Raw genomic sequence first — 23223 nt, 5'->3', positions numbered from 1 at the left:
AGCGTGCACCCGCCCCCAAAGCGCGGGCCCGTTAGACAAAATCCGAAGGATTTTGCGGTTAGGTATGTTAGAAGGCGGAAAGGACACGCCAAACCAAAGGCTTAGGGTCGACTTCGGTCCTCGATGGCACGACGATCCGGTCCTCGATGGCACGCGTCCTCCGGTCCCCGATAGCACGAGACAATTCACAGCTTGTCCCCTGCGGAGCTCGAGGGGTGATGCTTGGCGAAACGCCTTGCGACCGGGTCAGTAACGGCGGCTGCGAAGTTCAGCCGTTCGGTGCCGTTTGGATCGCGGGTGAGGACCAGCTCGTAGCCCGGCAGGCGCTGACGGCGGACGATTTCGCGAAGATCGTAGGCGAAATGCTTCAGCGGCGAGAGGCTGCCGGACTTGGCATGCAGATAGCGGAGATCGAAGCTCCAGCCGCCATCCTGATGGCCGCCATGCTTGCGCACGAGGCGGTACAGCCAGCGCTCCAGCCCGCCCGTCAGCGCGAAATAGGCCCGATCAATCGTCAGCACGAGCGCGTCATCGATGACGCCCGAATAGAACCAGTCCGGCAGGATCAGCTGCAATCCGGACGGCCTGCCATGGGCATCCGCCGTCTCCTTCCACTCGTTGATCCAGGAGAAGCGGTGCCGCCGCCGCTCGGCCGGCTGACGAATCGAGGTGAGCACGGTCGTCGACTGCAGCCGATCAAGTCCTGCCTTCAGACGGTCGTAGTCACGCACGCCGGTGCCGCGACCGACAAACGTCAGGATCTCATACGGCGTGGCGGCCATCAGGCGCGACGTCTTCAGTCCGGCGTCGCGAGCCTCGACGATCTGTGACGCCGCCCAGATCAGAACATCCGCATCCCAGATCGTCGCCATGCCATGTTCGGGGACGGCCTCGACCCGAATGGCGACAGGCCCCGCGCGGAAGTCGATCGGCACGACGCGCTTGCTCTTGGCCAGCGAGAAGAACGGATAGGCCATCAGATCCTGCGCATCGCGCGGCGCCAGATCGCCAGGCAGCGCGCGAAACAGATCGAGCTGATCGCGCTCGGATTTGCGCAAACCTCGCACGTTCAAGCCCGCCCAGCCCGCGACGCGCGACGCTCCTGCCCTGCATAGGGAATGAGACCTGGATGTCGCTTCGCCGGCAGAACGGTGCCCTGGCCGGGATCAGCCGTCGACGTCTTGGTGCCGCGATCGGCCCAGGCTTTCAGATCGTCGAGCGCATACACGACGCGGCCGCCGATCTTGCGATATAAGGGGCCGGTGCCGTAGGTGCGGTGCTTTTCCAGGGTGCGGCCGGACAGACCAAGATAACGCGCAGCTTCGGGTGTACGAAGAAAGCGCGGCGGGGGACCGGCTATCTGATCGGGCATCGAGCATCCTCCGGGACAGGTTCGCGCCCTCGCGGGTCGTTCGGCGCGTCGACGGACATGATCGACGCGCAGGGCAGCGAAGGGGGATGCCGGAGATCGAGGGGCGCGGTTTCGGCACCCCCTCGCCTCAAGGAAGCGACTCGTCTTTGCCGCGGCGGGCGCAGCCTTAGTGACAGCCCCTATCGGCCACGAGCCGTCTTTTCACCAGTGACCGGTGCGGCTGAGCATAGGAGGCCGATCAGTGGCATGCTGTCCTGGGATAGCGATCGCCCGCCCGCTGCCATTGGGCGAGCTCGCAGACCCACCTGCAGGATCAAGCGCGAGCGGCAGCCAGATGATGCCTCAGGCGCGACCCAGGGACGCTCCGCGTGCGGCTTCCGCGCTGATCTCTTGTCCACACCCTCAGTCGCCTGGAGAAGGATCTGAGTGACGGCCAAGACCGTGGATCGCGGCGCATGCCGCAAGGCGGCTTCGAAGCTGGCTGAAGCTGCGCCGCATGCGTTCGATCGCTTCTACCGCAACTTGAGTTCGGTTGCCTGCGTATGATCTCGCAAGCCCGTTCAGTCCATGCTCGCGACGGACCGCGGCTTGTTTCCAATCAAAGCGGGCCTGCCGCAGCCTCAGGAGCTCAGAGCTACGTCTGATCCGATCCGCGTAGCAACTGATGATAACCCTTCTCAGACATCCACCTCGCCCGCGCCAGATGGCTATCGAAGGCGCGGCGGGCACGCTGGGGTTCGTTGACCGGATCGATGTGCAAGACGAGCCGGGCAACCTCCTCCCAGTCCGCGCCCTCGGATGCTGCATCCAGAAGGCGGAGATAGGTCACAGCATGTTCTTCATCATAGGCTGTCAGAACGGAATCAGTCGGCGCGAGGTCGGCGACAGCGGGATCGAGCGGCGGAATGGGCATTGGTCAGAACCTGTTCGGAGCGAACACAACCTGTCGACCTGAAAAAGCAGCACGGACCCCGTCGAGATCCAGGCACGAGACCGCTTTCCAAACGTCTTCAGCTGTCGCTCCCGCGTGAGAGAAAGATGTCCGTGTTGAAATGCCGGCAAAGCCGGAGCTGTTTGAGAAGACAATTCGACGCGTCTTTGCCGCCACCATGAAGCGCTTGCGTCTAATCCAAGGCGTTTTGCTGCAAGCGCTCGCTCACGCTTGGCTCTTAGCCTGCGTTCGTGTAGCCGACGCACGTCCACATTTCATCTTGAGAATAATACTCACGGCCGATGTTGCCAAAGCGCGGGCGACGCTCGCGAATTCCCGCGCGGGAGGGAGGGCTGACGATCGGTATCTGAGAACCGTCTTTCCAAATGGAGTTTCGTGAGCGGCAGAGTGGCCACGACCTCTCGCCACCAAACAGGAGCGCACAGCGCTGTGCAATCCAGCTCTCGATCGAGCTCAAGATCAAGCGCTCCCGTTCAGGTTCCCGAACCGCCCGGCCCAGAGATTGAGGACGGCGATGTAGTTGCACCCAAGGCGTAGCGGCTTCACTTTCAGCCGCCGGACTGGAATCAATGCGGCATGCCTACACTCACCCGTCGCCGCGATCCGCACTCGCCAAACGAGACCTGGCGCATTTACTTCGGAGACGTCGAGGCAGGAACGATTGCAGAGCGCCCCGAAGGCCCCTCCGGTTCGCCCGTCTGGCAGTGGTTCTGCGGCTTCTATCCAGGCAGTCATCCAGGCGAGCAACAGCTCGGCCGCGCCAGCACCTATGAGCAGGCGCGCGACGCGTTCCAGGCAGCATGGAACGTCTTCCTATCGAATCGGTCACAGCAAGATTTCGACGAATGGCGCCAGCACCAGGCCTTCGTCGCCTGGAAGGATCAGATGCGGGAGGCCGGATGTCCTCAGCCGACCCAAACCAAGTCAGGTCGCTCGCGCTGCTTCTGCGGCGCGGTGATCGACCTGAAGACAAGTACCGAGCACATCTACTCTCACCACATGCCGACCGCGAGACGCTTGGTTCCGGGATCATCTTGACGATGTGCAACCTCTACTCGATCACCACCAACCAGGCCGCGATCGCCGCGCTTTTTCGGATCGCTCGCCAGTTCGCGGGCAATCTCCCCTCGATTCCGGGCGTCTTCCCCGACTATCCGGCTCCGATCATTCGCGGCACCGGAGACGACCGCGAGATGATGATGATGCGGTGGGGAATGCCGCCACCTCCGCGGACTGGCGGGCCACCCGTGACCAACATCCGCAACACGTCGTCTCCGCATTGGCGCGGCTGGCTCAAGCCCGAGAACCGGTGCCTCGTGCCTTTCAACAGCTTCGCCGAATATGCGCCCGAGCCGAACCCGGAGACGAAGAAGAAGGACGTGGTCTGGTTTGCCTTGTCTGATGATCGCCCCTTGACCAGCTTCGCGGGCATCTGGACCGAGTTCAAAGGCGAGCGCGGCACGAAATCCAAGCCGCTGCCAGGCCCTCATTTGGTCTACGGCTTCCTGACCACGGAGCCCAACGCCGTGGTCGCACCTGTCCACCCCAAGGCGATGCCGGTCATCCTGACGACCGAAGAAGAGAGGGAGGTCTGGCTGCGTGCGCCATGGAACGAGGCCAAGGAGCTGCAACGTCCATTGCCCGATGGCGCGCTCGAGATCGTCGCACGCGGGCCGGCCAAGGAAGATATACCTGCGGCCTGAACGAGCCGGCGGATTGCACAAAGACGGGCTCGCCTTGCGCCCCAACCCTACAGCTCCCGGCGACAACCTTTTCCGCGTCCGAGACTCGAAGCGCTCGCTCGTGTGGAGTCATCGGGTGGCGTTGTGGCGTCGCTGCCGCGAAGCTGATGGAACCAAAGGAAAACGATTCTAGACCACGCGGCACGGCTTCGGACAGCCGGACTGCAAGACGATCGGTCGCGCACAAAGTGGTCGGGCCCGGCCAAGCATCGCGGAGGTGAGCCTGCCAGATTTCGGCATCCACACGACGAGCTCACGATCCGCAACCTCGTGCGTCCGGCCGGAGGTGGGAATGAATGATCGCCGCGGGGCGAACGCCTACCACGATAGAGATCAAGGGAATCGAAGCCGCCTTACGCGAGGCGCCGCTTCCTCCTGGGAACCTCTTTGCCCTGGGCTCTTCTTTGAAGAGAAGGCGCGGCGATCAGCCGCCGGGGCGCGAAGCGCGAAAGAGCAGCCGCAGGAGCGCCGCTTTGCGGCGCGGGACCGACTGCGATCGCGAGACCGGTCAAGAGGGCAGTCGCAGGAGCGTCAGCATGCGACGGCGAAGCCGGGACGCGGGACCGACTGCCCCCGGCGAGCGATCCATCATGATGCGCCAGGGATGAAAGCCGAATGGCGGAGACGCGTCCATACTTGCTAGCGACTCCGTTCACGACAGCCCGGCCGGCGCGACCCTTTTACCATCTGCACCCTCGATCTGCCCTTTAGAACACGCGCGATTATGTCCCGCTGCCGAACCCGCTCTCAGGGATCTGGCAGAACAGCAAGCCATAGACTTCGGCAGACATACCCATCCTGCCCTCGAAGGGCAAAGCTATGAGTCGATCAGGGCGCCGGGATGTGTGGAATGCGAACCCGGTTCGCCTTGCCAGACGTGCTTCGGTCCTCCATCCACAGTACGCTAGCATGGCCGAGCAATCGACGGAGCCAATCCATTTCTGGTTTAATGGCCACTATTCGGTGCCCTCGTAGCCGAGACGAGGCAATGTCGCTCCTGAGAAGGACGGTGGCCCCACAATGATGAGTGACGGCCGCCTATCGATTGGGAGGACGGTACTGAAGCGACTCCCTTAGCATCGTTGCGCTTGGGTCGACGACGAATAGACGCCTCGGCACCTTTCTGAGTCGAGTGCGTGCGCGTCAACGGCACGCCGCGCGACTATTTCAGGAGCGCTGAGATGGCACGGCCGAGAGCCTGATTCGAGACGTCGCCTCGCGGACCTTCTCGGTTGGCGCTCGCGACGTCCGCTCCCGGAGCCGACTGGAAGCAGGCCGTCAAAGGACCATAGGAACGCTTTTGACCCGAAGCTGACCGCAAGCAGGCTATATTTCGTCGACGATCGCTTTCTTCAAAATTGCGATCCGACTTTCATCGCGCTTGTAAAAGGTCCACTGTTTCACACGTTTGGCGCGGAGAAAGCCGGCCTGAGACAGAACCTTCAGATGCTCGCTGACGGTTGGCTGACTGACGCCAAGTTTCTCTGCGATCAGAACACCGCAAACGCCGTCCTCAACGAGATCGCCATCCTGTTGGGCCCTGAAATGACGTTTCGGAGACTTCAACCACGCCAAAATTAGGCGACGCCGATCGTTGGATAGTGCTCGCAAGGCCGCATCCAAATCATCCAATAACTTAGGCATATTGCTAATTAACGAAATATCTGGATAGATGTCAACCGATGCTTCTTTCAACGGTGAAGGCATTTGGAGGCGCGATGACTGTTCAGTTCGACGGGCTCAGCAGGGAAAACATCTCCTATTGTGAGCAGCTCATCCGTCCTTACATACGGCGCACGCCGATCTTCGAAATCGACCCGTCCGATGTCGGCGTCTCGGCTGGCAAGCTCTTGCTCAAGCTTGAGCTCATGCAGCGTTCGGGCTCTTTCAAAGCCCGCGGTGCATTCGCAAACCTGCTGACTCGCGATATCCCTAAAGCCGGCGTAGCTGCAGCATCGGGAGGGAACCATGGTGCGGCCGTCGCTTATGCAGCCATGCAGCTTAAGATCCCAGCAAAAATCTTTGTCCCTACTGTTTCGTCGCCGTCCAAAATCGAACGCATCCGCTCGTACGGTGCCGACCTTGTGGTCGAAGGTGATCGGTATGCCGACGCGCTCGTTGCAAGTGAGAATTGGGTACGAAAATCCGACGCGCTGCCAGTGCATGCGTTCGATCAGGACCAGACGATTCTCGGTCAGGGTTCCATTGGAGTTGAGCTTCAAGAGCAGGCTGCCGATATAGAAACGTTGCTCGTTTCTGTTGGTGGAGGGGGCCTGATCGCTGGAGTCGCAGCTTGGTACGCTGGACGTATCAAAGTTATCGGGGTTGAACCCGCCGCTTCGCCTACGCTGACTAAGGCCTTGGAAGCTGGACGTCCTACAGATGCAGAGGCGGGGGGTATCGCAGCCGATTCGCTTGCGCCGCGTCGAGTAGGTGATCGCCTTTATCCAATTGTTCAGAAATATGTCGACGGTGTCGTGCTCGTGACGGATGATGCAATCGTTGCATCACAAAAGGCACTTTGGGAAAGATTGCGGATCGTGGCAGAACCAGGTGGGGCTGCCGCCTTCGCGGCACTGCTGTCCGGCACCTATAAGCCATCGAAAGGAGAAAGGGTCGGCGTCATTATAAGTGGCGGCAATACAACGGCCGTGAACTTCACCTGAGTTTCAGGCGATCTCCGCTTTTGGCCCGAAGCGCAAGTGCCCGAACGCACGGGAATTTCCGGAGCTGAGAGCTGACCGGCTGTGCCCTCGGCCTGCGGCCACGCCCGTGATTGACCCAGAGCCGACCTCGCGAATTTATGTTAGTTCTTTATAGCCGGCGGGAGTTTTTATGAGTGCCCGATAGCGCAACCTCGAGCCGTTTGCGACCTGAGGTGCGCGATCAACGTTAAGCTCCTGATACAGCGCCCGTATGGTTACCGGGTCCGGATGTTCGAGCGTAAAAGACTCCAATCGCGCGTCCAGATCAGCTATTGCGGCCATCGCCCTAGGTTTGCCGCGCCTATTAATAATTGAGGGAACCGCACCATCCAGTGGAAGCGAGCCGTCATTTGGGACTACGAAATCAAAGGAAGGATTGACTGGCGGCAGAGGCACCTTCTCTCCGACCTCGTTGCCGTAAGCTGCCGTGAGCAGATTAATGTCGTCGGTTCGCGCGACCCAGCCGCGCAAGCGCCTGCCATCCTCCCAATCGGATCTGACCTTGTGATGATCGTCGAGACCGAACAACCGCGCGCGGCTCGGTGGATCGGCGTTAGCTTGGCCGCCGTGCGCTCCCGTCCAGCGCGCCGCCGGGTCGGAGGGCGACACGAACTTGGGCGTGACCTCCGTCGCGGCACCGAACGCGGCATCATCAAGAACGGCAAGATACTCGTCGATCGCTCGACCCGCGGCCTCCGGCGGAAGCCCCTTATCGCCTTCGATTCCCTTCTGTCGGTTGGCATCCGCCTTGATCAGGCTCGCGTCGACTGCGAACCCTTCGCCGCCGACCAGCCGCTCCCGGATGCAGCGGCGCAAGACGGTCTCGAACACGCGACGGAAGAGATCGCTCTCACGAAAGCGGCCGTGCCTGTTCTTCGAGAACGTCGAGTGATCGGGGACAGCTCCATCCAGACCCAGCCGGCAAAACCAGCGGTATGCCAGATTGAGATGGACTTCATCGCAGAGGCGCCGTTCCGATCGGATGCCGAAGCAATAGCCGATCAAGAGCATCCTGATCATCAGCTCCGGATCGATCGAGGGCCGCCCGATGTTGCTGTAGAACGGCGCCAGCTCCCGCCGTAAGTCCTCAAGGTCGACGAACCTATCGATCGACCGCACGAGGTGGTCGGCTGGGATGTGCCTTTCCAGCGAGAACTCATAGAACAACGCAGCCTGTTCGACTTGCCGATGCCCCATCATGACCTTCAGTCCTGCCCACTAGACAGACTGAATCACCGATATCTCTGCGTCGCAACTGCTGACTTTTTCAACGAAATCGGTCAAAAGCGGCCCTCGGCAGCCAGCATGCCCTTGGTCGAGTCATCTCTCGGAAGCGGACATCGCCGCGCTCTGGGCCGAGGTCGGCCACGGGCCAACAGCAGACCTTCCGGCGTGCCATGTAACTGGGTCGCGCCCTGCTTCCACTGGATGGTCAGTTGGTCAACCCTGCTTCACCACTTCCAGCATTTCGCTGAAACCGGGCGCCGCTAACCCCGTGATGAAGGCCGTGAGCGACATCTTCGCAAATGCGTAAGCCACATCAGGTGAGCCAGACGCCAAACGTCCCTCCGCTACGGCGGCGCGAAATTCTATGGGTGTCATTCCTGCAAGATCTTCGTTGGATGCCGACCGGTGCAGTGTCCCCAAAAGGCTATCGAGAACGATGCAACCGTAGAAGAGTCGCGTAAGCAGTCGAATAACGCTCAGTCGAGCGCGCAAGCGGCGATCGGGGGCTGCACCAAACGCCGTCTCCAGTAAAATTGCCTCAAGCTCCGCCGATTCCGCCACTTCGATGGTCAGAATCGCCAGGTCAACCAGCGGATCATTTCGCCAAGCGAGTTCCCAATCGACAAGCCAAACGTGCTTGCCGTCGAAGAGGATATTTCGCACGTTTGGGTCATTGTGGCTTGAAACCAATGAGGACGAGTCCCACGGAAGCGCTGCGCGAATCAGAGCAAGCCCCTCAGCGTGACGGTCCAACTGACCGGACGCGAAGCGTCCTGACTTTACGAGTTTAATCATGATGTTCTGAATCAGCTCTGGATAATCGAGCATGATCGGAAACGGTGGACTCGACTGTAGCTGCGCCGTGAGCTTGCCGAGAGCGCGTACCGCTCCTGCGAGTCCGTCAGGATGCTGCGCGAGTGGTCTGTTTGGTACAAAATCCATAACCGACAGGCCGGTCGCCGCATCTGAGTAGTGTACGGCAGGCGCAGCGCCGACCGCGGCGGCTGTGGTCATGCATGAAAGGCCTCTCTGGCGATCTTGGAGTGCGACGCGTTCAGGTTCGATCCGCAGCACATAATCTCGCTCTCTTACTTCAAAGCGAAGGATCAGCGCTCCCGAAACTCCGCCCTTCAGGGGCTGAAGAGCAGCTACATTCCAAGTACCGAACACGGTCTTAAGAGCAGCGCGCACGTCATCGAGGCGAGCTTCGGGTACGATTTTCGAGACGTGCATGTTCGTCCAGACGCTTGAACGGCGGCCGACACTATCGCGCGGGCTACCCAGGGCGGGCCTTCAGGCGAAAGCCCAAAGTCTCTGTTTAGGACGAAGTATCCACTGGCCCGCGGCCTCCATGCGTATCCTGAGGCTATCAAATTCAAACTCTAGCGGTCAAGCTACTATGCACTTTACCGACCAGCTTGTGTCTCAGAGACGTCTCAGTTGGGTCAAAACCGGCCTTATCGACCTGGGATGTGGCTTCTGCTCTGGCCCGGCGAGCCGATGTCCTTGACGCCGACCAGAGGTCTCAAACGGGCCAGTAGGCGACGTGAGTGCTCTCGTCTACAATGACGCAGACGCCAGATCTGCGTGGACCTTGGAGCTGGGCAATGAAGTCGTTGAGATGCCGATCACTACTGATTGCTGTCACCACGTTTGTGTTGATTTCGGGATGCGTGGCGGATGAACTCGTGGTTGTGCTCAGCAGTGCAAAAGCAGGTCACGATGAGCGAACAGGACGGCCCATCCTGAACTTGATCTTCGCGGAGACGTCCGAGGAAACGCTGCGTATTCTTGGCAACAGCAATCTTGGTCAGCCGCTTGAGCTTCGTCTTGCGGGACGGACGCTTCTGACCCCGGTCATTCGAGAGCCCATGGAAGGCGGGACCTGGCAGATCAGTGATCGCGATTGGACGGATCAAGAAGTGATCGATCTGGCTAAACAACTCAACAATGCCCCGAAAGGGGAACTTGAAGTCCGGACGATGCAGCCACGGAAGTAGTCCGCTTCGGGTCCCAAGCCGCCTCTCGGTCCCGCCGTGGGTTACTTCCGGTTGTGCCCCGGGAGCTGACATCGCCCGCGTCGACTGGAAGTCCGGGATGGGCCGATTCCGTTGAAAAAGTCGGCAGTAGTTTCGTCGTGAACGCCATCTGTTTCGAGGACGAATTGGCGCGTTGTGGTTCACGCGGGCGTCAGCGCGGGCATCGGGATCAGCTTGGCCATCTTATGAAGGTTCTGAGCGGCTGCAGCGAGGGTGAACTCGTCACGTGCGCCGTTCGGCCCTCTTAGTCGCAGCCGATCTAGCTTGAGGATGCGCTTGAGATGCGCGAACAGCATCTCAATCTTCTTGCGGAGCCGGCGTGAAGTGCGGCCTTCCCATGAGCTTGCGATCTCGCGTGCCATGTCGCGAGCGCCCTCGTAGATCGAGCGCGGCACTTTTCGGGCCGGGGTGTTGGGGCAACACCTGCTTCTTAGAGAGCATGCTTGACAATCGCGCTTGCTCGCACGGTAGAGGACCGTCGTGTCGTTGTTCACCAGCGTCCCTGTAGTGGTGAGGGGTTTGCCAGCGGGGCAGCGATAGACGTCCCTGGTATGGTCGTAGGTGAAGGCCTCACGCGAGAAGGTCCCGTCGGTGCGGGCCGACTTGTCGAAGACGGTCACGTGCGGCTCGATCCCGTGCTCGTAGACCAGCCACCCGAGCATCTCAGCGGAGCCATAGGCGCTGTCGCCGAGAAGCCGGCTTGGATAAAGATCGAACCTTTCGATTGAACGCTCAATCATGCGCTTGGCGGCCAATACTTCTGCCTGGCGGATCGCCGTGGTCGCCTCGACATCGACGATGATCGCATTCTCGACGTCGACCAGATAATTCGTCGAGTAAGCGAAGAAGGCCTGGCCGCCGTGCGCTCCCGTCCAGCGCGCCGCCGGGTCGGAGGGCGACACGAACTTGGGCGTGACCTCCGTCGCGGCACCGAACGCGGCATCATCAAGAACGGCAAGATACTCGTCGATCGCTCGACCCGCGGCCTCCGGCGGAAGCCCCTTATCGCCTTCGATTCCCTTCTGTCGGTTGGCATCCGCCTTGATCAGGCTCGCGTCGACTGCGAACCCTTCGCCGCCGACCAGCCGCTCCCGGATGCAGCGGCGCAAGACGGTCTCGAACACGCGACGGAAGAGATCGCTCTCACGAAAGCGGCCGTGCCTGTTCTTCGAGAACGTCGAGTGATCGGGGACAGCTCCATCCAGACCCAGCCGGCAGAACCAGCGGTAGGCCAGATTGAGGTGGACTTCATCACAGAGGCGCCGTTCCGAACGTATGCCGAAGCAATAGCCGATCAGGAGCATCCTGATCATCAGCTCCGGATCGATCGAGGGCCGGCCGATGTTGCTGTAGAACGGTGCCAACTCCCGTCGCAGGTCCTCGAAGTCGACGAACCTATCGATCGACCGCAACAGGTGGTCGGCTGGGATGTGCCTTTCCAGCGAGAACTCTTAGAACAACGCAGCCTGTTCGACTTGCCGATGCCCCATCATGACCTTCAGTCCCGCCAATTAGACAGACTGAATCACCGATATCTCTGCGCCGCAACTGGCGACTTTTTCAACGAAATCGACCCTGAACGGATATTGGAGGAAAAGCGGTCATCCGCCGCTTTTGACCAACGGAACGGGATCGCGGTTCCAGCGGAACGGCCGGCCGACTGCGATGCGCCCCGCCCGGCAATTCCGGACGGAGCGCGATCGGCTCACTCGGCGGTCTTGCGCGGCCGCGACCACAGGAGCGTGTAGCCCTCGCCGCCCTCGTCCTCGAACAGGTTGGCGTAGATCGGGGCGTTGAAGGAAGGGTCGTCGAGCTTGAGCGAGAGATAGTCGCGTCCCTCCTCGGAGCGACGTGCCCAGGCGGCGCCGATCTCGACCCGCCCGGCATAGACGCGGTGGCTGGGCGCGTTCTCGCTGGAGCGGTTGGCTTCGGGGACGATGCGTACACCCTTGGCCTTGAGGCTCAGGGTGATGATCTCGCCCTGGAAATCGTCGCCGACCTTCTTGAAGGAACCGATGGAAGCCATGTTGTCTCTCCTTGGCTGGTTCGGGCCGCGACCACCGCGGCCTCGATGGCGCATATCGGACGAACGGCGAGCGACGGCGCACCCGAAGGGCTGAAGCGGCAGCGGAGGACGGCGTCGGCCAACTTTCTTGTCCCGCGAGGAATGGACGTTCCGTCCAGGGGAAGAAAGTTGGCCGGCGGCGTTGCGCTCAGGCGATCGAGGCCCAGCCGGCCTTCGGCCAGATCAAGCCATCACGAGGCAAGGTGCGTCACTGCCTGATCAGTTCACGGGAGAGACATGGTGCACTGAGGCTGCACAAGAGATCGGGATGATCAGGCGAAAGATCAGAAGCCACCGAGAAGAAAAGCGTGTGCCGATGTGTGCCCTGGCTGCCAAACGTCCGTCACGCCCGGCGAAAGGCCTGGGACAGTCGAGATCCGAAAGGGGGTCCAGCCGGTTCGAGCAGGGACGCGACTATCTCTCCGATAGAGCTCGACGATCCTTCCTTCAACGCTCCGATCTACGCCAGCCTGTTCGAAGACGAGGGCAGCGAGAGCTCTACGCTCCTGTGATCCCGACCACGCTGAACGCGGGGGCCGATCGTGGTCACGTCTTGCAGCGAGACTGGCGGGGACAGTTCGTAGACGAAAAGCCGGTGCAAGGCGGCAGCACGAACCAGGGATGTTCCGACCGCGCCGCGCTCGCACCCACGCCGTAAATGCCGACAGGCAAGACCAGCCCAAGAGGCCGTGACGAGAAGCAATTGCTGCCGATTGCAGGTATCGTCGCACGGTCAGCGCGTCAGACGACCACGACCGCTCCCGCGCCGCCACGTGCACCGCGATTCAAGCAGACATGCATCTCGATGACGAGTGCAGAGAGTCGCTTGGGATAGCGGCGCGGGCCGCTTTAGCAAGGCAAAGGACCTGCAGGATTGACGGCGCTCACGCGCCGCTTTGGCCAGGAGTCCACACCGGAATGCCAAGCCCGAGCGCCTTGTCGGCGAGGTTGCCCTGGATCCCCGAGCCGGGAGAGAACCGTGACACCGATCGGGAGTGTCTCCGGTATGGCGTCGGTGCGCTTGAAGGGATCTGATCGATTGGAGGCCGCGCGCAGTTCAGTGGATGGCGGCATACATGATCTTCTCTTCGGTCGCTTCGATCGCCGAGAATTCTTCGACGACCTTGCCTTGCCTTGATACCAGGATCCGATCCGATAGCGCTATAATTTCTGGCAGATAGGAGGATATCACGACCACAGCTCTGCCTTCATCGGCGAGCCTGTTGATCAACTCGTGAATTTCGACGATGGCCCCGACATCGACCCCGCGCGTCGGCTCATCGAAGATGATCAGCTCCGGATCCTGAATCAACGATTTGGCGATGACAACCTTCTGCTGATTGCCGCCGGAAAGCTCGACAACCTTGACCTCGTCGCCGATGGCGCGAACCTTGAGACGTTCGATCCAGGTCTTGCCGACCTCATTTCTTTCACGACGCGACAACCAGGCTCGCCCTTCCGGAAACTTGGCAAGCAGACCCAAATAGATGTTGCGCGCGATCGAGGCCGTCTCGAAAAAGCCCTCCACCTTGCGGTCTTCGGTGACGTAGGCGATTCCGGCTTTCACGGCCGGCGCGGGCACGCGATATCGCACAGACTTGTCGTTGAGCAGAATTTCTCCACCGTGAAAGAAATCACGCTTCAGAATACCCGAGACGATCTTGAACGTCTCGGTTCGGCCCGAGCCGACCAGTCCGAACACGCCCGTGATCTGGCCCGCGAACACCGACAATGAGTTGTTCCTGACCATCGGCGCCATTTTGAGATTCTGTATTGTCAACACGCGCCTGCCGGCCGGGCGCACTTTGTCCTTCCGCACACCGTAGAGCGTATTTGAGAGGTTTCGTCCGACCATGGCCTGAACGATGCGCGCTCGATCGAATCCCGAGGCGTCGTCGGTGACGACGTGCTTGCCGTCCCGCAGGACAGTAATGCGATCGGCCAACAGCAACGCTTCTTCGAGCGCGTGCGAGATGAAGACGATAGAAACACCGCGCCTCTTCAAATCCCGCACCAAATCGAAGAAATACTTCTTCTCCTCTGGCGTAAGCGTCGCCGTGGGTTCGTCAAAGATGATGACTTTCGCCTTGTGCAGCACGGCGCGAGCGATTTCGACCATCTGCTTCTTGGCCGCGCCCAAGCCGCCGACGGTCGCCGTCGGCGCGACGTCGAAATTGAGAGATTGGAGGAACTGCTGAGCCGCGATGTAGATGCCGCGCAGCCGATTGTAGAATCGCTCCTGACCGAGAAACAGGTTTTGCGCCACGGTCATCGTCGGCACCAGGCTGTTTTCCTGAAACACCATTGCGATGCCAAGATGCCGCGCCTCCAGCGGCGTTCTGGGAGACACCGCGACGCCATCGACCGTCATTGCACCTGACGTCAAGGCCACGACACCGGCCATGACCTTGGTCAAGGTCGACTTGCCTGCGCCGTTTTCGCCGACCAACGCGTGGATCTCGCCCCGCCGCAGCTCGAAATCGACGCCCTCTATCGCTGGCACGCCGGCATACAGCTTGGTTGCCTTCGACAGGGACAGGATGACCTCGCTCATGGAAGGACCTCCCGGCCAAGGGTTGCAAGGGGCAGCCTGAGCACCCTGCCCGGCCCCTTTGCGATCATGACGAGGTCGCCGCCGAATTCGACGGCAGCGACGATGCCGTGATTGACGCCATCAGCGCGGCTATGAAGCGAATAAACCGGCAGTCCGTCGGCACCGAGCCGGATGACGAGTCCGTAAGACCGTGGGGGAGCCCACGGCTTCATGACACCCATGGTCTTGATGTGCGCTCCCTGCAGCGGCTCCTTGAAGGACTGGCCGGACCTGATCCGTGGTGCCACCCAATAGTCAGGCTCGATCTCAGCAATCATGCGACGCCGGTAGGCCGGTTCGCGCAGCACGAACTCGACCAATTGCGTGCGGGCGATAAAGGCCGTCAGCCAGAACCCGCCGCCATGCGCCGGTGCAAGCCGGGAGGGATAGACCGGCAGGTGACCGAGCACGACCGTGCGCGTGCCGCCGGGTGCGATCGAGACCAGACGGTGCCGCCAGCTTTCACTGACCAGCACGTCGTTGCCGTTTGCGACGGCACCGAAGGCGTAGCGAAGCCCGCCCGCAAGCTGCTGCATCGTCTGCGTCCGCGGATCGAGCCTGAAGACACGGCCGGTATCACCGAGCTCCATCAGGTCGCGCGCCCAATCGCCGACCTCATACGATGACGAACCATCGGTTGCGATCAGGGTGCCGTCGCCTGCAGGCGCAAGCGCGTTGACGGCGCGCAACTCACCGGTAAATGTCGAGACCGGGGTCTTGGCGGTGATGTCGTCATAGAAATGAACCTCAGTACCGCCAATCGCAACGGCCAGACCGCCGGACGGAAGCATCGCCAACGCGGAGATCGGCCGCGCGAATCTGCGGATCTCCGTAGGCGACGATCCGGCCCAACGCAGGAGTCGCGCGCCGTCGGCGATGAGAAGGGAGCGGCCGTCGGACGCAATATCCTCCGGTGCTTCACATTCGAGGAGCGTTTCGGCTGCCTCCAGCACTTGATTGGCCTTCAGCGCCCCGTCGAACGACGGAACGGTGATGGTCGCATCGCCGCGGCCGAGCAAGCGGTTTGCGAATTCACGGATGGCGGCGATCACGAATGCCTCCTCCAGCGTGTATCGTAGTGTACGAAGTCGGGATCGGCGTTCTCCAGCTTGAAGCGCCCGATCCTGTTGTTGGCGATGCCGCCGAGATAGAGATAACCGCGGTGTTCCCGCATCGAGGTAATCATCGGGTGATTGACGCCCTTGAGGTCCCAGAGGGATTCCAGGATCTGGCCCTGCTCGTTGAACTTGACGACGCACCCGGTGTTGATGTTCGGAAATAGCCATTCGTCGATCGGCACCCGCTTGGCCATGCGCCGCCGGAAGCCCGGCATCTGCCACGCCAAGTCGAGCGAAGGGCTGCGCATGCCGACCAGCGCCAGCCAATAGTTGCCATCCGACGCCAGATTGATGTTGTCGGGATAGCCCGGCAGGTTGTCCATGACGGTCTCGACCGCGCCTTTCTTCGGACCTGCGAACCAGTATCGCTTGATCGAGCAGCCGAAGGTCTCCGCGAACAAGATCGACTGACCGTCGCTGGCAACAGCGACGCCGTTCGGAAACTTAAGTCCGCGCAGCACGGTGTGGGTCGTTCCACTCTTCGTGTCGTAGCAGATGATGCGACCGTTGCCGCGCGCCTCCAGCCCGTCGACCGGCCACTCGTCCATCTCGTAGCGAACGGTCGCCTCGGAGAAGAAGATCAGTCCGTCATCGGTGATGTCGAGGTCGTCGGCGAGCCGTAGACGGCTGTCGTCATTCACCGAATACAGGCTTCGGTTGGTCTCGTCGGTGGCCTTCTCCACGGTTCCGTCGGGCGTGATGCGGTAGAGACCCATACCGCCGATGCAGACATACAGATTGTCCTGGCGGTCGAACGCCATTCCGAGCGGCTGGCCGCCGATATGGGCGAACACCTCCATCCGCTCGTAGTCCGGCGGAAAGAACCGGATGATGTCACCGTGACGGGAGCCGGCATAGAGCACGTCGTTGCGGTCGAGAATGACATCCTCCGGCGCCTCGATCCGTCCGAGCCCGATGAGAGACACATCGCGAAGCTTGTCGTTCTGCTCGAACGGTCCGCCCTTGCCGATCTCGGTCGGGGGGGGCGGCGGCAGCGCATGATAGGTCGGGGCAACGTAGACCTTGCTGATGATCCGGTTACGGTTCTTCTGCCAGCGTATATCGACCATTGCGGCCGCCAGGAGGATTGTCGCGAGCGCCATGCGGTTGACGCCGCCGCGCGCGTTCATCGCGGTCAAGCCGTTGGTCATCAGGAGGACGATGAGCACACCGACCAGCGACTTGACGACCGAACCCTTGCCACCGCCGAGCGTGATGCCGCCGAGGACGGTTGCAGTCAGGACGATCACCTCGAGGCCGACGCCGATGTCGCCGCCCACGGTTCCGAGGCGGGCGGCAAAGAACAACGCACCGATGCTGGTCAGAACGCCGCTCGCGACGTAGCAGAGCGCGATGGTCCGCCGCACCGGAATGCCGGAATTGTAGGCCGAGCGGCGCGATCCGCCGATCGCCGTGATGTGCCAGCCGGGCCGCAGCCGCGTCAGAAAGACATGGCCGACGATGGCGACGATGACATAGAGCAGCGCGACGCTCGGGATTCCCAGAACATCCCCGCCGCCAATGAAATCCCACGAGGGGATATCTGGAAGCGATGACGCGATGGCATTCGAATAGCGTTGAATCAGCAGATCGAACGCCGAGCGATAGATGATCAGCGTGATCAGCGTGGCGATGAAGGCGCGAAGTCTCAGATATCCGATCAAGACCCCGTTCACGGCGCCAAGCAGCCCGCCGACGACCATGGTCGCGACGACCACTGCCGGAACGGGCCAATTGAGAACGTCCAGGAGATAGAGCGCGCAGAAATCCGTCAGGGCAAACATCGACCCGACCGACAGGTCGATGCCGCCGACGATGACCACAAGCCCCATTCCGAGACCGATGAAACCGATCTCTCCGGCCTGGCGCGCGGTGTCGGCGAGACTCGCGGGGGACAGAAAGTGCTCCAGGACCCGGCTCAATGCGAAGCCGACGATCAGGAGCAGAAGCACAGGAACGGCGGTTTCGGTCCACCTCTTGGACAAGATCTCGCCGAGGAGATGGTCGGGCCAGTAGCGATATCGCAGCCGAGTCAATGTCTCGCGCATCTGCCTTCCATGGGTACTGCCTATGCAATCGTCTTGATGCGCGTCCCGGCCGAGCCGGAACGCGCGCCGCGGAGCGTCGTCACTTCTTGAGATCGGAGAGGTTCCAGCACGACGTCTGGGAGTCAGCGTTCTCCTTGGTGATCGGAATGAGCGTGCTGTATTCGAAGCCCTTGACCGAGCCCGCCTTCACCCCCGAGGACAGCAGCCACTTGATCGTTCCGGCCATCTGCGCCGCCTGCGTCGGCACGTCGTAGCTCATGTTCAGATCGAACGAGCCGTTCTTCACGAGCTCGCAGGCGCCCTTGCGCTCTCCACCGCCCGATGTTGCCAGGAAGACCTTGCCGGTGAGCCCGGCCTCCTTGATCGCAGCGGCAGTGCCGATATCCATGCCATCCCAGAAGCCCACGATGCCGCACAGGTCGGGATTCTGCTTCAGGACGGTCTGCGTGATGGCCTTGGCTTTCGCCGCATCCCAATCGGCCGCCTGGCTCGACACCACCTTGATTTCAGGATGCTTGGCGAGAACGTTCTCGACGCCCTTGAGTGTGTAGGCACTGGCGGCCGCGGACAGCGCCCCCTGAATGATCGCGATCTTGTTCGACTTGCCCTGGCAGGCCTTGACCACCCCTTCGGTCTGTCGTTCGCCGATCTCGATCCAGTTCGCGCCGACGAACGCGGAGCTGCGATAGGCTGATCCCATGTTGATCTGGATGACGTAGATCCCTTCGTTTTCGGCGCGCTGCAACAGCTTGGCATAGGTCTGGACGTCGGGATTGTGGATCACCATGACCGCCGGCTTCTCAGAGATCAGCGAGGTGACGGCCTGCGCCCCCGCGTTGGTGTTCCAGTTGGGATCGCGAATCTCGAACTTGACGCCGTAGGGTTCGAGCTCCTTCTTCAGGCCCGCGTACCAGCCCTCCGTCAGATCGAAATTCATGGCGACCGGCACGTAGGCGACCGTCTTGCCGGCAAGCGCCTCGCGAAAGGTCTTCTGGAAGGGCTCGTCAAGCCCCTGCTGCGCGAGCGCCGGCGCCGCAGCCGCCGCGAGCGTCACCGCCACCAGACTTCCAAGTGCTAAGCTATGCGTGCGCATCGTCGTTTTCTCCCGTTTGATGTTTTCATTTTTCGGACTGAGCTAGATGTCGCCTTGCTGGGCCGTTTCTTCATTTCGCGGATTCAAGATCGTATCCGTGATCACCGCGATCAGCAGGACGACACCCTTGATCAGGTTCTGTCCGGCATAGGGAATATCCAGAATCGTCATGCCGTTCAGCATGGTCCCGATCAGCAGGGTGCCGATGATGACGTTCACGACGCCGCCGCGGCCACCGGACAATCCGATGCCCCCGAGCACGACGACGAGGATCACGTCATAGATCATGGTCGAGTTGAAGATCCGGGTGGGCATCGAGTTGACGGATGCCGCCATCACGAGACCGGCAAAGCAGCCGATCACCGCCGCAAGCACATATTGCAGCACGACAATCGGGCGCGAGGGAATGCCGGTCACCCGTGCGGCGAACGGATTGTCACCAACCGCATAGATAAAGGCCCCCCAACGGGTCTGACGCAGCAGAACGAACACCGCGATTGCGGCGATCGCAAACATCACGATCGACGTCGGGATGCCAAGGATGCTGCCCTGCCCGAGCCGCTCGAATCCCGCCATGCCGTCGCTCCATTGGACGACGTCGAGCTGGAACAACGCCGCTTGCCCAAGCCCTGCCACAAACAGCCCGGTCGCGAGCGTTGCAAACAGCGGCGGCACCTCCGCATAGGCGATCAGCCAGCCATTGACGAGACCGATGGCGACGGCCAGGAGGCCGGCGGCGAGCAAGGAGGCCGGCAACGAGTGACCGTTCTGCACCATCTGCAGGACGAGCCCGCCGGGGACCGCGAGGGCAGCGATCAGCGAAAGATCGATGCCGCGCCCGATGACGACAACGGCCATCGCCAGGCCGAGAATGCCGAGAACGGCGACGTTCTGCAGCAGGGTCAGCATGTTGTCGGCGGTCAGGAAGCCTTTGAGGAAGATCGAGAAGGCCAGGAACAGCGTCGCGAAGACGGCGAACACGATCTCCTGTTGACCAAGCCGAAGGTGCTTCATCGTTGCTCTCACCAATTCCCAACTACGCCCGCCCGCGTGGCGGTGTCGCTTCAATGCGATAGGTCTGCGGCAACGCCGACAGGCTCTCTGCAAGCCGGCCCAGCGCGACCTCGTCGATCGTTTCGACCGCAATGCAGACGACCGTGTTGAGCTTGTCGTCCTTGTTGACCTGGATGTCTGCCGCGGTTTCAGGACCGAATATCCGATCGACTTCCGTCCTGACCTTCTCCCGCACGGCGAGATCGCGAAGCGTCGGCTTGAAGATCTTGCCCACGGCGGTGACTGGAAGCGCGTCAAGCACCACCACGCGCTTCGGGCGCGCGGGGGGCTCGTGGACATTCTGCTCGAGGTAGTCGCAGAGCCGCGCGAGCTCGATCGTCTGCTGAGGCGACGGCACAACGAAGAGAATCGGCACCTCGCCAGCGTAGGCGTCGGGCATGCCAACGGCAGAGCTCATTTGCACGCCAGGATATGCATTGGCGACATCTTCGATGGCGGCGGGATCGATGTTGTGGCCGCTCCGAACAATAAGGTCCTTCTCCCGACCTGTGAGAACCAGCCGCTCGTCTGCGGTGAGGTAGCCGATATCGCCGGTCACGATCCAATCATCGTCGGTCAGGACGCCGACATTGTGCGTGGGATCGACGTATCCGGGGAATACCTGCGGGCCCTTGGCCAGCACCAGCCCGCTCGTGAGCGGAGGACACTCCTTCCTCAGCTCCGGGTCGCCCAGTGCCACGATCTTCGTTCGCGAGAACGGCGCCCTGAATCCGACGCTGCCCTGAAGCGGCTCGCCGCGACCCGGGTTGAACGCGATCGCCGCCGCGGTCTCCGTCATCCCGTAAGTCTCGAACAACCTCACTCCCGTCCTGGCCTTGAAACGGTCACCAACCGCCTTCGGGAGCACCGCACCTCCAGTCAGCGCCATCCGGACCGAGCTGATATCGCAGGACCCAATCGGCACCTCCGCCAAAGCCGCAATGGAGGTCGGCACGCCGCTCACGATCGTCACGCGATGTCGTGCGACGGTGTACCAATAGTCGCGGATGACCTCCGGGACTCGCAGACCGTAGGGTGACGGAATGATCACGTGGCCGCCAGCGGCGAGAATCGACAGACCTGCAGTCATGGTGCCGCCGACATGAAACAGCGGAAACCCGTTCAGCGCGATGTCCAACTCGTCGAGCCCGTGAACCTGGGCGAAGCCCCATGCGGCGTGGATCTGGTTGCCATGTGTCAGGCGGACGAGCTTTGGACGTCCGGTCGTCCCTCCCGTGTGGAAGAGCGCGCACACCGACCGCCGATCAGTTGACGGTTCGAAATCGAGCGCATCTCGGTGCTTCGAAGCGGCTTCGTCAAAGACGGCCATTCGGCCGTTCGCATCGCGACTCTCGCCTAGAACGAGAATCTTCTGCAAAGATCCGACCCGTGCGGCGACCTTGTTCGCCCTGTGCCAGAGCGCCGGATCGTCGGCTTCCGAAGGGATCACAAGCAACGCTGCATTCTGCGCTTCGAGGAGATCGACGATCGCGTCCTCGTTCAGCAGATAGTTGATCGAGCTCGCGATGCCGGCGACCTGGGCGCCGAGCAAGGCCGGAAAGACCTGCGGCAGGCTCGGGCAGAGGAATGCAACGGTCGGTCCATCCGGTCTGATGCCGGACGCCCGGAACAAGTTCGCCGCGCGGGATATGTCGGCAAGCAATTGACGGTGAGTGAGGCTGATTTCGCGGGATTCACGAGGTGTCAGAACGGTCAGTGCCTGCCGATCCGGATGCAATCGGGCGGTCGCCTCGAACAGGTGATACAGATTTCGCGCAGGTACGAGGGCGTCATATGGCAGCCGCTCCAGCGCCACGATATCAGCGATGGAGCCGACAGGGCGCGTGAACCTCGTCGTCATCGGTGAAGGCAGGCCTCCCCCCATTGCTGCAGTCCCTGGCACGGCAAATCACGCACGCCCGCATCGGCATCCGCGACTGCTTCCTCCCGTTTTTGTTCTCTTAGCTTGCCGCCCCGAGTGACGCTTGCCTCGGAGCGCAAAGCTTTTGCATGGCCGCGCAAAGTTGGCTTGCGTAGAGCCGCTGGGCAACTAGAATTGCGGAACGGTCCTTGTGCGATGCAAAATGCAGCTTGGGCTGCTCGCGATGGATGACCGATGGAGCTCGTGTTCACAACGGAAAGCCTTGAGCCTTCCAAGCGCTACGCTGCCTGGCAAGGCGCCATTTGCGACGTCTATGTCCATGTCGACGTCGAGGCCGAGCAACGGTCCGACTATCAGGGCTTCATCCGAGAAGCACGATTTGGCGTGCTGACGATGACCGACGTATTGCTGTCGGAGCAGCGGATATCACGACGGGAGCGGCATATCGCCAGGCTCGACAAGGATTGCTACTACGTCGAATTCGTTCAACAGGGCAAGATCAACGTCCTGCAGGCAGGCCATACGCTGCATTCGAATCCGCACGTCGGCGCAATTTTCTCCGCGGCCGAAGCCTACGATCTGGAGTGCGTCGGGAAGGTTAGATCCCTCTACCTCGAGATTCCGCGCAAGGAATTCTCGTCGCGGTTCAGCGAGAACCGGATCCCGGTTGCGATGACTATTGCGACCGGACGCGGTCTTGGCCGGATCGCCGCCGAATTCTGTTCGACGTTGGCATCGGAAGCATCGTCGGTCGATGAAGCGGCGAGGTCGCGGCTGGGCGACGAGTTGATGGATGTTCTGGCTCTCGCCCTGGACATGGGCGACAAGGACCAATTTTCCGAGGACGCCACGGCTCAGAAAGCCCGCCTGCGCTCTGTCAAAGCTTGGATCGAGGAGCATCTCACCGACCACGACCTTTCGCTCGAAAAGATCGCACGGAACAACGGGGTCTCGCTCAGACACCTGCACTATCTTTTTCGACTCACGGACATGTCGGTGTCGGAGTGGATTCTCGACCGGCGCCTGCAACGGTCCTACGATATGCTGACACGACTTGAGCAGCGCGCGTTGTCGGTGACTGAGGTCGCCTACCAGCTGGGATTCAGCAGCTCGTCACACTTCAGCACCGTGTTCCGGCGGAAGTTCGGGCATAGCCCGTCCGAGCTACGCCGACGATAGGCCGATGCTCAGTGGCCGAGCGGCTCATGAGGCACTGCGCCGAGCTCCAGCACGTCCGCGCCGCCCACGCGACCATCAAACCTCGATTCACTCGACAGCTCGACCTTCGAGCAATTGTGCCGCCAATCGCAAGGCACATCAAGGCCGGCACAGCG

17 protein-coding genes and 3 pseudogenes are annotated in these 23223 nt (G+C 61.4%); 5 read left to right on the top strand and 15 right to left on the bottom strand.

The annotated features are described in order from the left end of the window. Nucleotides 1–185: 185 nt before the first annotated feature. The 3 genes from QX132_RS10550 to QX132_RS10540 form a co-directional block, all read right to left on the bottom strand. Nucleotides 186–1067: a replication initiator protein A gene (locus QX132_RS10550; protein ID WP_316161028.1), complete on the bottom strand. Its 882-nt coding sequence runs from the start codon at nucleotides 1065–1067 to the stop codon at nucleotides 186–188. Nucleotides 1068–1069: 2 nt separating this feature from the next. After that, nucleotides 1070–1372 carry a helix-turn-helix transcriptional regulator gene (locus QX132_RS10545; protein WP_015664043.1) on the bottom strand — a complete coding sequence of 101 codons (303 nt, stop codon included), beginning with the start codon at nucleotides 1370–1372 and terminating at the stop codon, nucleotides 1070–1072. Nucleotides 1373–2006: 634 nt separating this feature from the next. After that, a complete protein-coding gene (locus QX132_RS10540) occupies nucleotides 2007–2285 on the bottom strand; it encodes a DNA -binding domain-containing protein (protein WP_315718652.1) in 279 nt (92 codons plus the stop codon). Between the two features lie 1079 nt (nucleotides 2286–3364). Here QX132_RS10540 and QX132_RS10535 point away from each other — a divergent pair. Then, nucleotides 3365–4027 (top strand): SOS response-associated peptidase, encoded by a 663-nt coding sequence (locus QX132_RS10535; RefSeq protein ID WP_316161107.1) that lies wholly within the window; start codon nucleotides 3365–3367, stop codon nucleotides 4025–4027. Nucleotides 4028–5392: 1365 nt separating this feature from the next. On the opposite strand, the gene QX132_RS10530 is transcribed toward QX132_RS10535, so the two are convergent. Then, nucleotides 5393–5773: an ArsR/SmtB family transcription factor gene (locus QX132_RS10530; protein WP_410052855.1), complete on the bottom strand. Its 381-nt coding sequence runs from the start codon at nucleotides 5771–5773 to the stop codon at nucleotides 5393–5395. An 11-nt stretch (nucleotides 5774–5784) separates the two neighbouring features. On the opposite strand from QX132_RS10530, the gene QX132_RS10525 reads away from it, so the two are divergent. Beyond that, nucleotides 5785–6732, top strand: coding sequence for a threonine/serine dehydratase (locus QX132_RS10525; RefSeq protein WP_316161026.1), 948 nt, complete (start codon nucleotides 5785–5787; stop codon nucleotides 6730–6732). A 135-nt stretch (nucleotides 6733–6867) separates the two neighbouring features. Here QX132_RS10525 and QX132_RS10520 read toward each other — a convergent pair. From QX132_RS10520 to QX132_RS10510, 3 genes and pseudogenes are all read right to left on the bottom strand, one after another. Further along, nucleotides 6868–7314, bottom strand: a pseudogene (locus QX132_RS10520) (VOC family protein); the annotation flags it as partial. Nucleotides 7315–7326: 12 nt separating this feature from the next. After that, nucleotides 7327–7971 (bottom strand): annotated as a pseudogene (locus QX132_RS10515) (transposase); the annotation flags it as partial. 240 nt (nucleotides 7972–8211) lie between these two features. Further along, nucleotides 8212–9231, bottom strand: a complete 1020-nt coding sequence (locus QX132_RS10510; RefSeq protein ID WP_316161025.1) for a phosphotransferase — start codon at nucleotides 9229–9231, stop codon at nucleotides 8212–8214. A gap of 374 nt (nucleotides 9232–9605) precedes the next feature. Between QX132_RS10510 and QX132_RS10505 the strand changes: the two genes are divergently transcribed. Continuing rightward, nucleotides 9606–9998 (top strand): SecDF P1 head subdomain-containing protein, encoded by a 393-nt coding sequence (locus tag QX132_RS10505; RefSeq protein WP_316161024.1) that lies wholly within the window; start codon nucleotides 9606–9608, stop codon nucleotides 9996–9998. Nucleotides 9999–10177: 179 nt separating this feature from the next. Here QX132_RS10505 and QX132_RS10500 read toward each other — a convergent pair whose 3' ends face one another. Beyond that, entirely contained in the window at nucleotides 10178–11479 is a 1302-nt protein-coding gene (locus tag QX132_RS10500; RefSeq protein WP_316161104.1) for an IS1182 family transposase, read from the bottom strand. Between the two features lie 263 nt (nucleotides 11480–11742). Further along, nucleotides 11743–12063 (bottom strand): DUF736 domain-containing protein, encoded by a 321-nt coding sequence (locus QX132_RS10495; RefSeq protein ID WP_316161022.1) that lies wholly within the window; start codon nucleotides 12061–12063, stop codon nucleotides 11743–11745. Between the two features lie 427 nt (nucleotides 12064–12490). Here QX132_RS10495 and QX132_RS10490 point away from each other — a divergent pair. Next, nucleotides 12491–12614, top strand: a pseudogene (locus QX132_RS10490) (DUF736 family protein); the annotation flags it as partial. Nucleotides 12615–13159: 545 nt separating this feature from the next. Here QX132_RS10490 and QX132_RS10485 read toward each other — a convergent pair. The 6 genes from QX132_RS10485 to QX132_RS10460 form a co-directional block, all read right to left on the bottom strand. After that, on the bottom strand, nucleotides 13160–14656 hold the full coding sequence (locus QX132_RS10485) for a sugar ABC transporter ATP-binding protein (protein ID WP_316161020.1): 1497 nt from the start codon (nucleotides 14654–14656) through the stop codon (nucleotides 13160–13162). Further along, nucleotides 14653–15747 carry a hypothetical protein gene (locus QX132_RS10480; protein WP_316161018.1) on the bottom strand — a complete coding sequence of 365 codons (1095 nt, stop codon included), beginning with the start codon at nucleotides 15745–15747 and terminating at the stop codon, nucleotides 14653–14655. The genes QX132_RS10485 and QX132_RS10480 overlap by 4 nt, the downstream gene beginning before the upstream one ends. Continuing rightward, on the bottom strand, nucleotides 15744–17861 hold the full coding sequence (locus tag QX132_RS10475) for an ABC transporter permease (RefSeq protein ID WP_015663991.1): 2118 nt from the start codon (nucleotides 17859–17861) through the stop codon (nucleotides 15744–15746). Before QX132_RS10475 ends, QX132_RS10480 begins: the two co-directional genes overlap by 4 nt. A 79-nt stretch (nucleotides 17862–17940) precedes the next feature. Continuing rightward, on the bottom strand, nucleotides 17941–18954 hold the full coding sequence (locus QX132_RS10470; protein WP_015663990.1) for a sugar ABC transporter substrate-binding protein: 1014 nt from the start codon (nucleotides 18952–18954) through the stop codon (nucleotides 17941–17943). A gap of 42 nt (nucleotides 18955–18996) precedes the next feature. Next, nucleotides 18997–19968, bottom strand: coding sequence for an ABC transporter permease (locus tag QX132_RS10465; protein WP_316161017.1), 972 nt, complete (start codon nucleotides 19966–19968; stop codon nucleotides 18997–18999). A 22-nt stretch (nucleotides 19969–19990) separates the two neighbouring features. Then, nucleotides 19991–21868: an AMP-binding protein gene (locus QX132_RS10460; protein WP_316161015.1), complete on the bottom strand. Its 1878-nt coding sequence runs from the start codon at nucleotides 21866–21868 to the stop codon at nucleotides 19991–19993. A 255-nt stretch (nucleotides 21869–22123) separates the two neighbouring features. Here QX132_RS10460 and QX132_RS10455 point away from each other — a divergent pair, with 255 nt between their 5' ends. After that, nucleotides 22124–23068 carry an AraC family transcriptional regulator gene (locus QX132_RS10455; RefSeq protein WP_316161013.1) on the top strand — a complete coding sequence of 315 codons (945 nt, stop codon included), beginning with the start codon at nucleotides 22124–22126 and terminating at the stop codon, nucleotides 23066–23068. The last annotated feature ends 155 nt before the right edge of the window (nucleotides 23069–23223 follow it).

Origin of the sequence: Bradyrhizobium sp. SZCCHNRI20481 (assembly GCF_032485055.1) — a bacterium.
Classification (GTDB): Bacteria; Pseudomonadota; Alphaproteobacteria; order Rhizobiales; family Xanthobacteraceae; genus Bradyrhizobium.
This window is presented reverse-complemented; position numbering and strand designations above follow the sequence as displayed.

Bases quoted from the DNA above. Each gene is read 5' to 3' on its own strand.
- QX132_RS10545 (WP_015664043.1), bottom strand. From the start codon at position 1,372: ATGCCCGATCAGATAGCCGGTCCCCCGCCGCGCTTTCTTCGTACACCC.
- QX132_RS10540 (WP_315718652.1), bottom strand. From the start codon at position 2,285: ATGCCCATTCCGCCGCTCGATCCCGCTGTCGCCGACCTCGCGCCGACT.
- QX132_RS10535 (WP_316161107.1), top strand. From the start codon at position 3,365: ATGTGCAACCTCTACTCGATCACCACCAACCAGGCCGCGATCGCCGCG.
- QX132_RS10530 (WP_410052855.1), bottom strand. From the start codon at position 5,773: ATGCCTTCACCGTTGAAAGAAGCATCGGTTGACATCTATCCAGATATT.
- QX132_RS10525 (WP_316161026.1), top strand. From the start codon at position 5,785: ATGACTGTTCAGTTCGACGGGCTCAGCAGGGAAAACATCTCCTATTGT.
- QX132_RS10510 (WP_316161025.1), bottom strand. From the start codon at position 9,231: ATGCACGTCTCGAAAATCGTACCCGAAGCTCGCCTCGATGACGTGCGC.
- QX132_RS10505 (WP_316161024.1), top strand. From the start codon at position 9,606: ATGAAGTCGTTGAGATGCCGATCACTACTGATTGCTGTCACCACGTTT.
- QX132_RS10495 (WP_316161022.1), bottom strand. From the start codon at position 12,063: ATGGCTTCCATCGGTTCCTTCAAGAAGGTCGGCGACGATTTCCAGGGC.
- QX132_RS10485 (WP_316161020.1), bottom strand. From the start codon at position 14,656: ATGAGCGAGGTCATCCTGTCCCTGTCGAAGGCAACCAAGCTGTATGCC.
- QX132_RS10475 (WP_015663991.1), bottom strand. From the start codon at position 17,861: ATGCGCGAGACATTGACTCGGCTGCGATATCGCTACTGGCCCGACCAT.
- QX132_RS10470 (WP_015663990.1), bottom strand. From the start codon at position 18,954: ATGCGCACGCATAGCTTAGCACTTGGAAGTCTGGTGGCGGTGACGCTC.
- QX132_RS10465 (WP_316161017.1), bottom strand. From the start codon at position 19,968: ATGAAGCACCTTCGGCTTGGTCAACAGGAGATCGTGTTCGCCGTCTTC.
- QX132_RS10460 (WP_316161015.1), bottom strand. From the start codon at position 21,868: ATGACGACGAGGTTCACGCGCCCTGTCGGCTCCATCGCTGATATCGTG.
- QX132_RS10455 (WP_316161013.1), top strand. From the start codon at position 22,124: ATGGAGCTCGTGTTCACAACGGAAAGCCTTGAGCCTTCCAAGCGCTAC.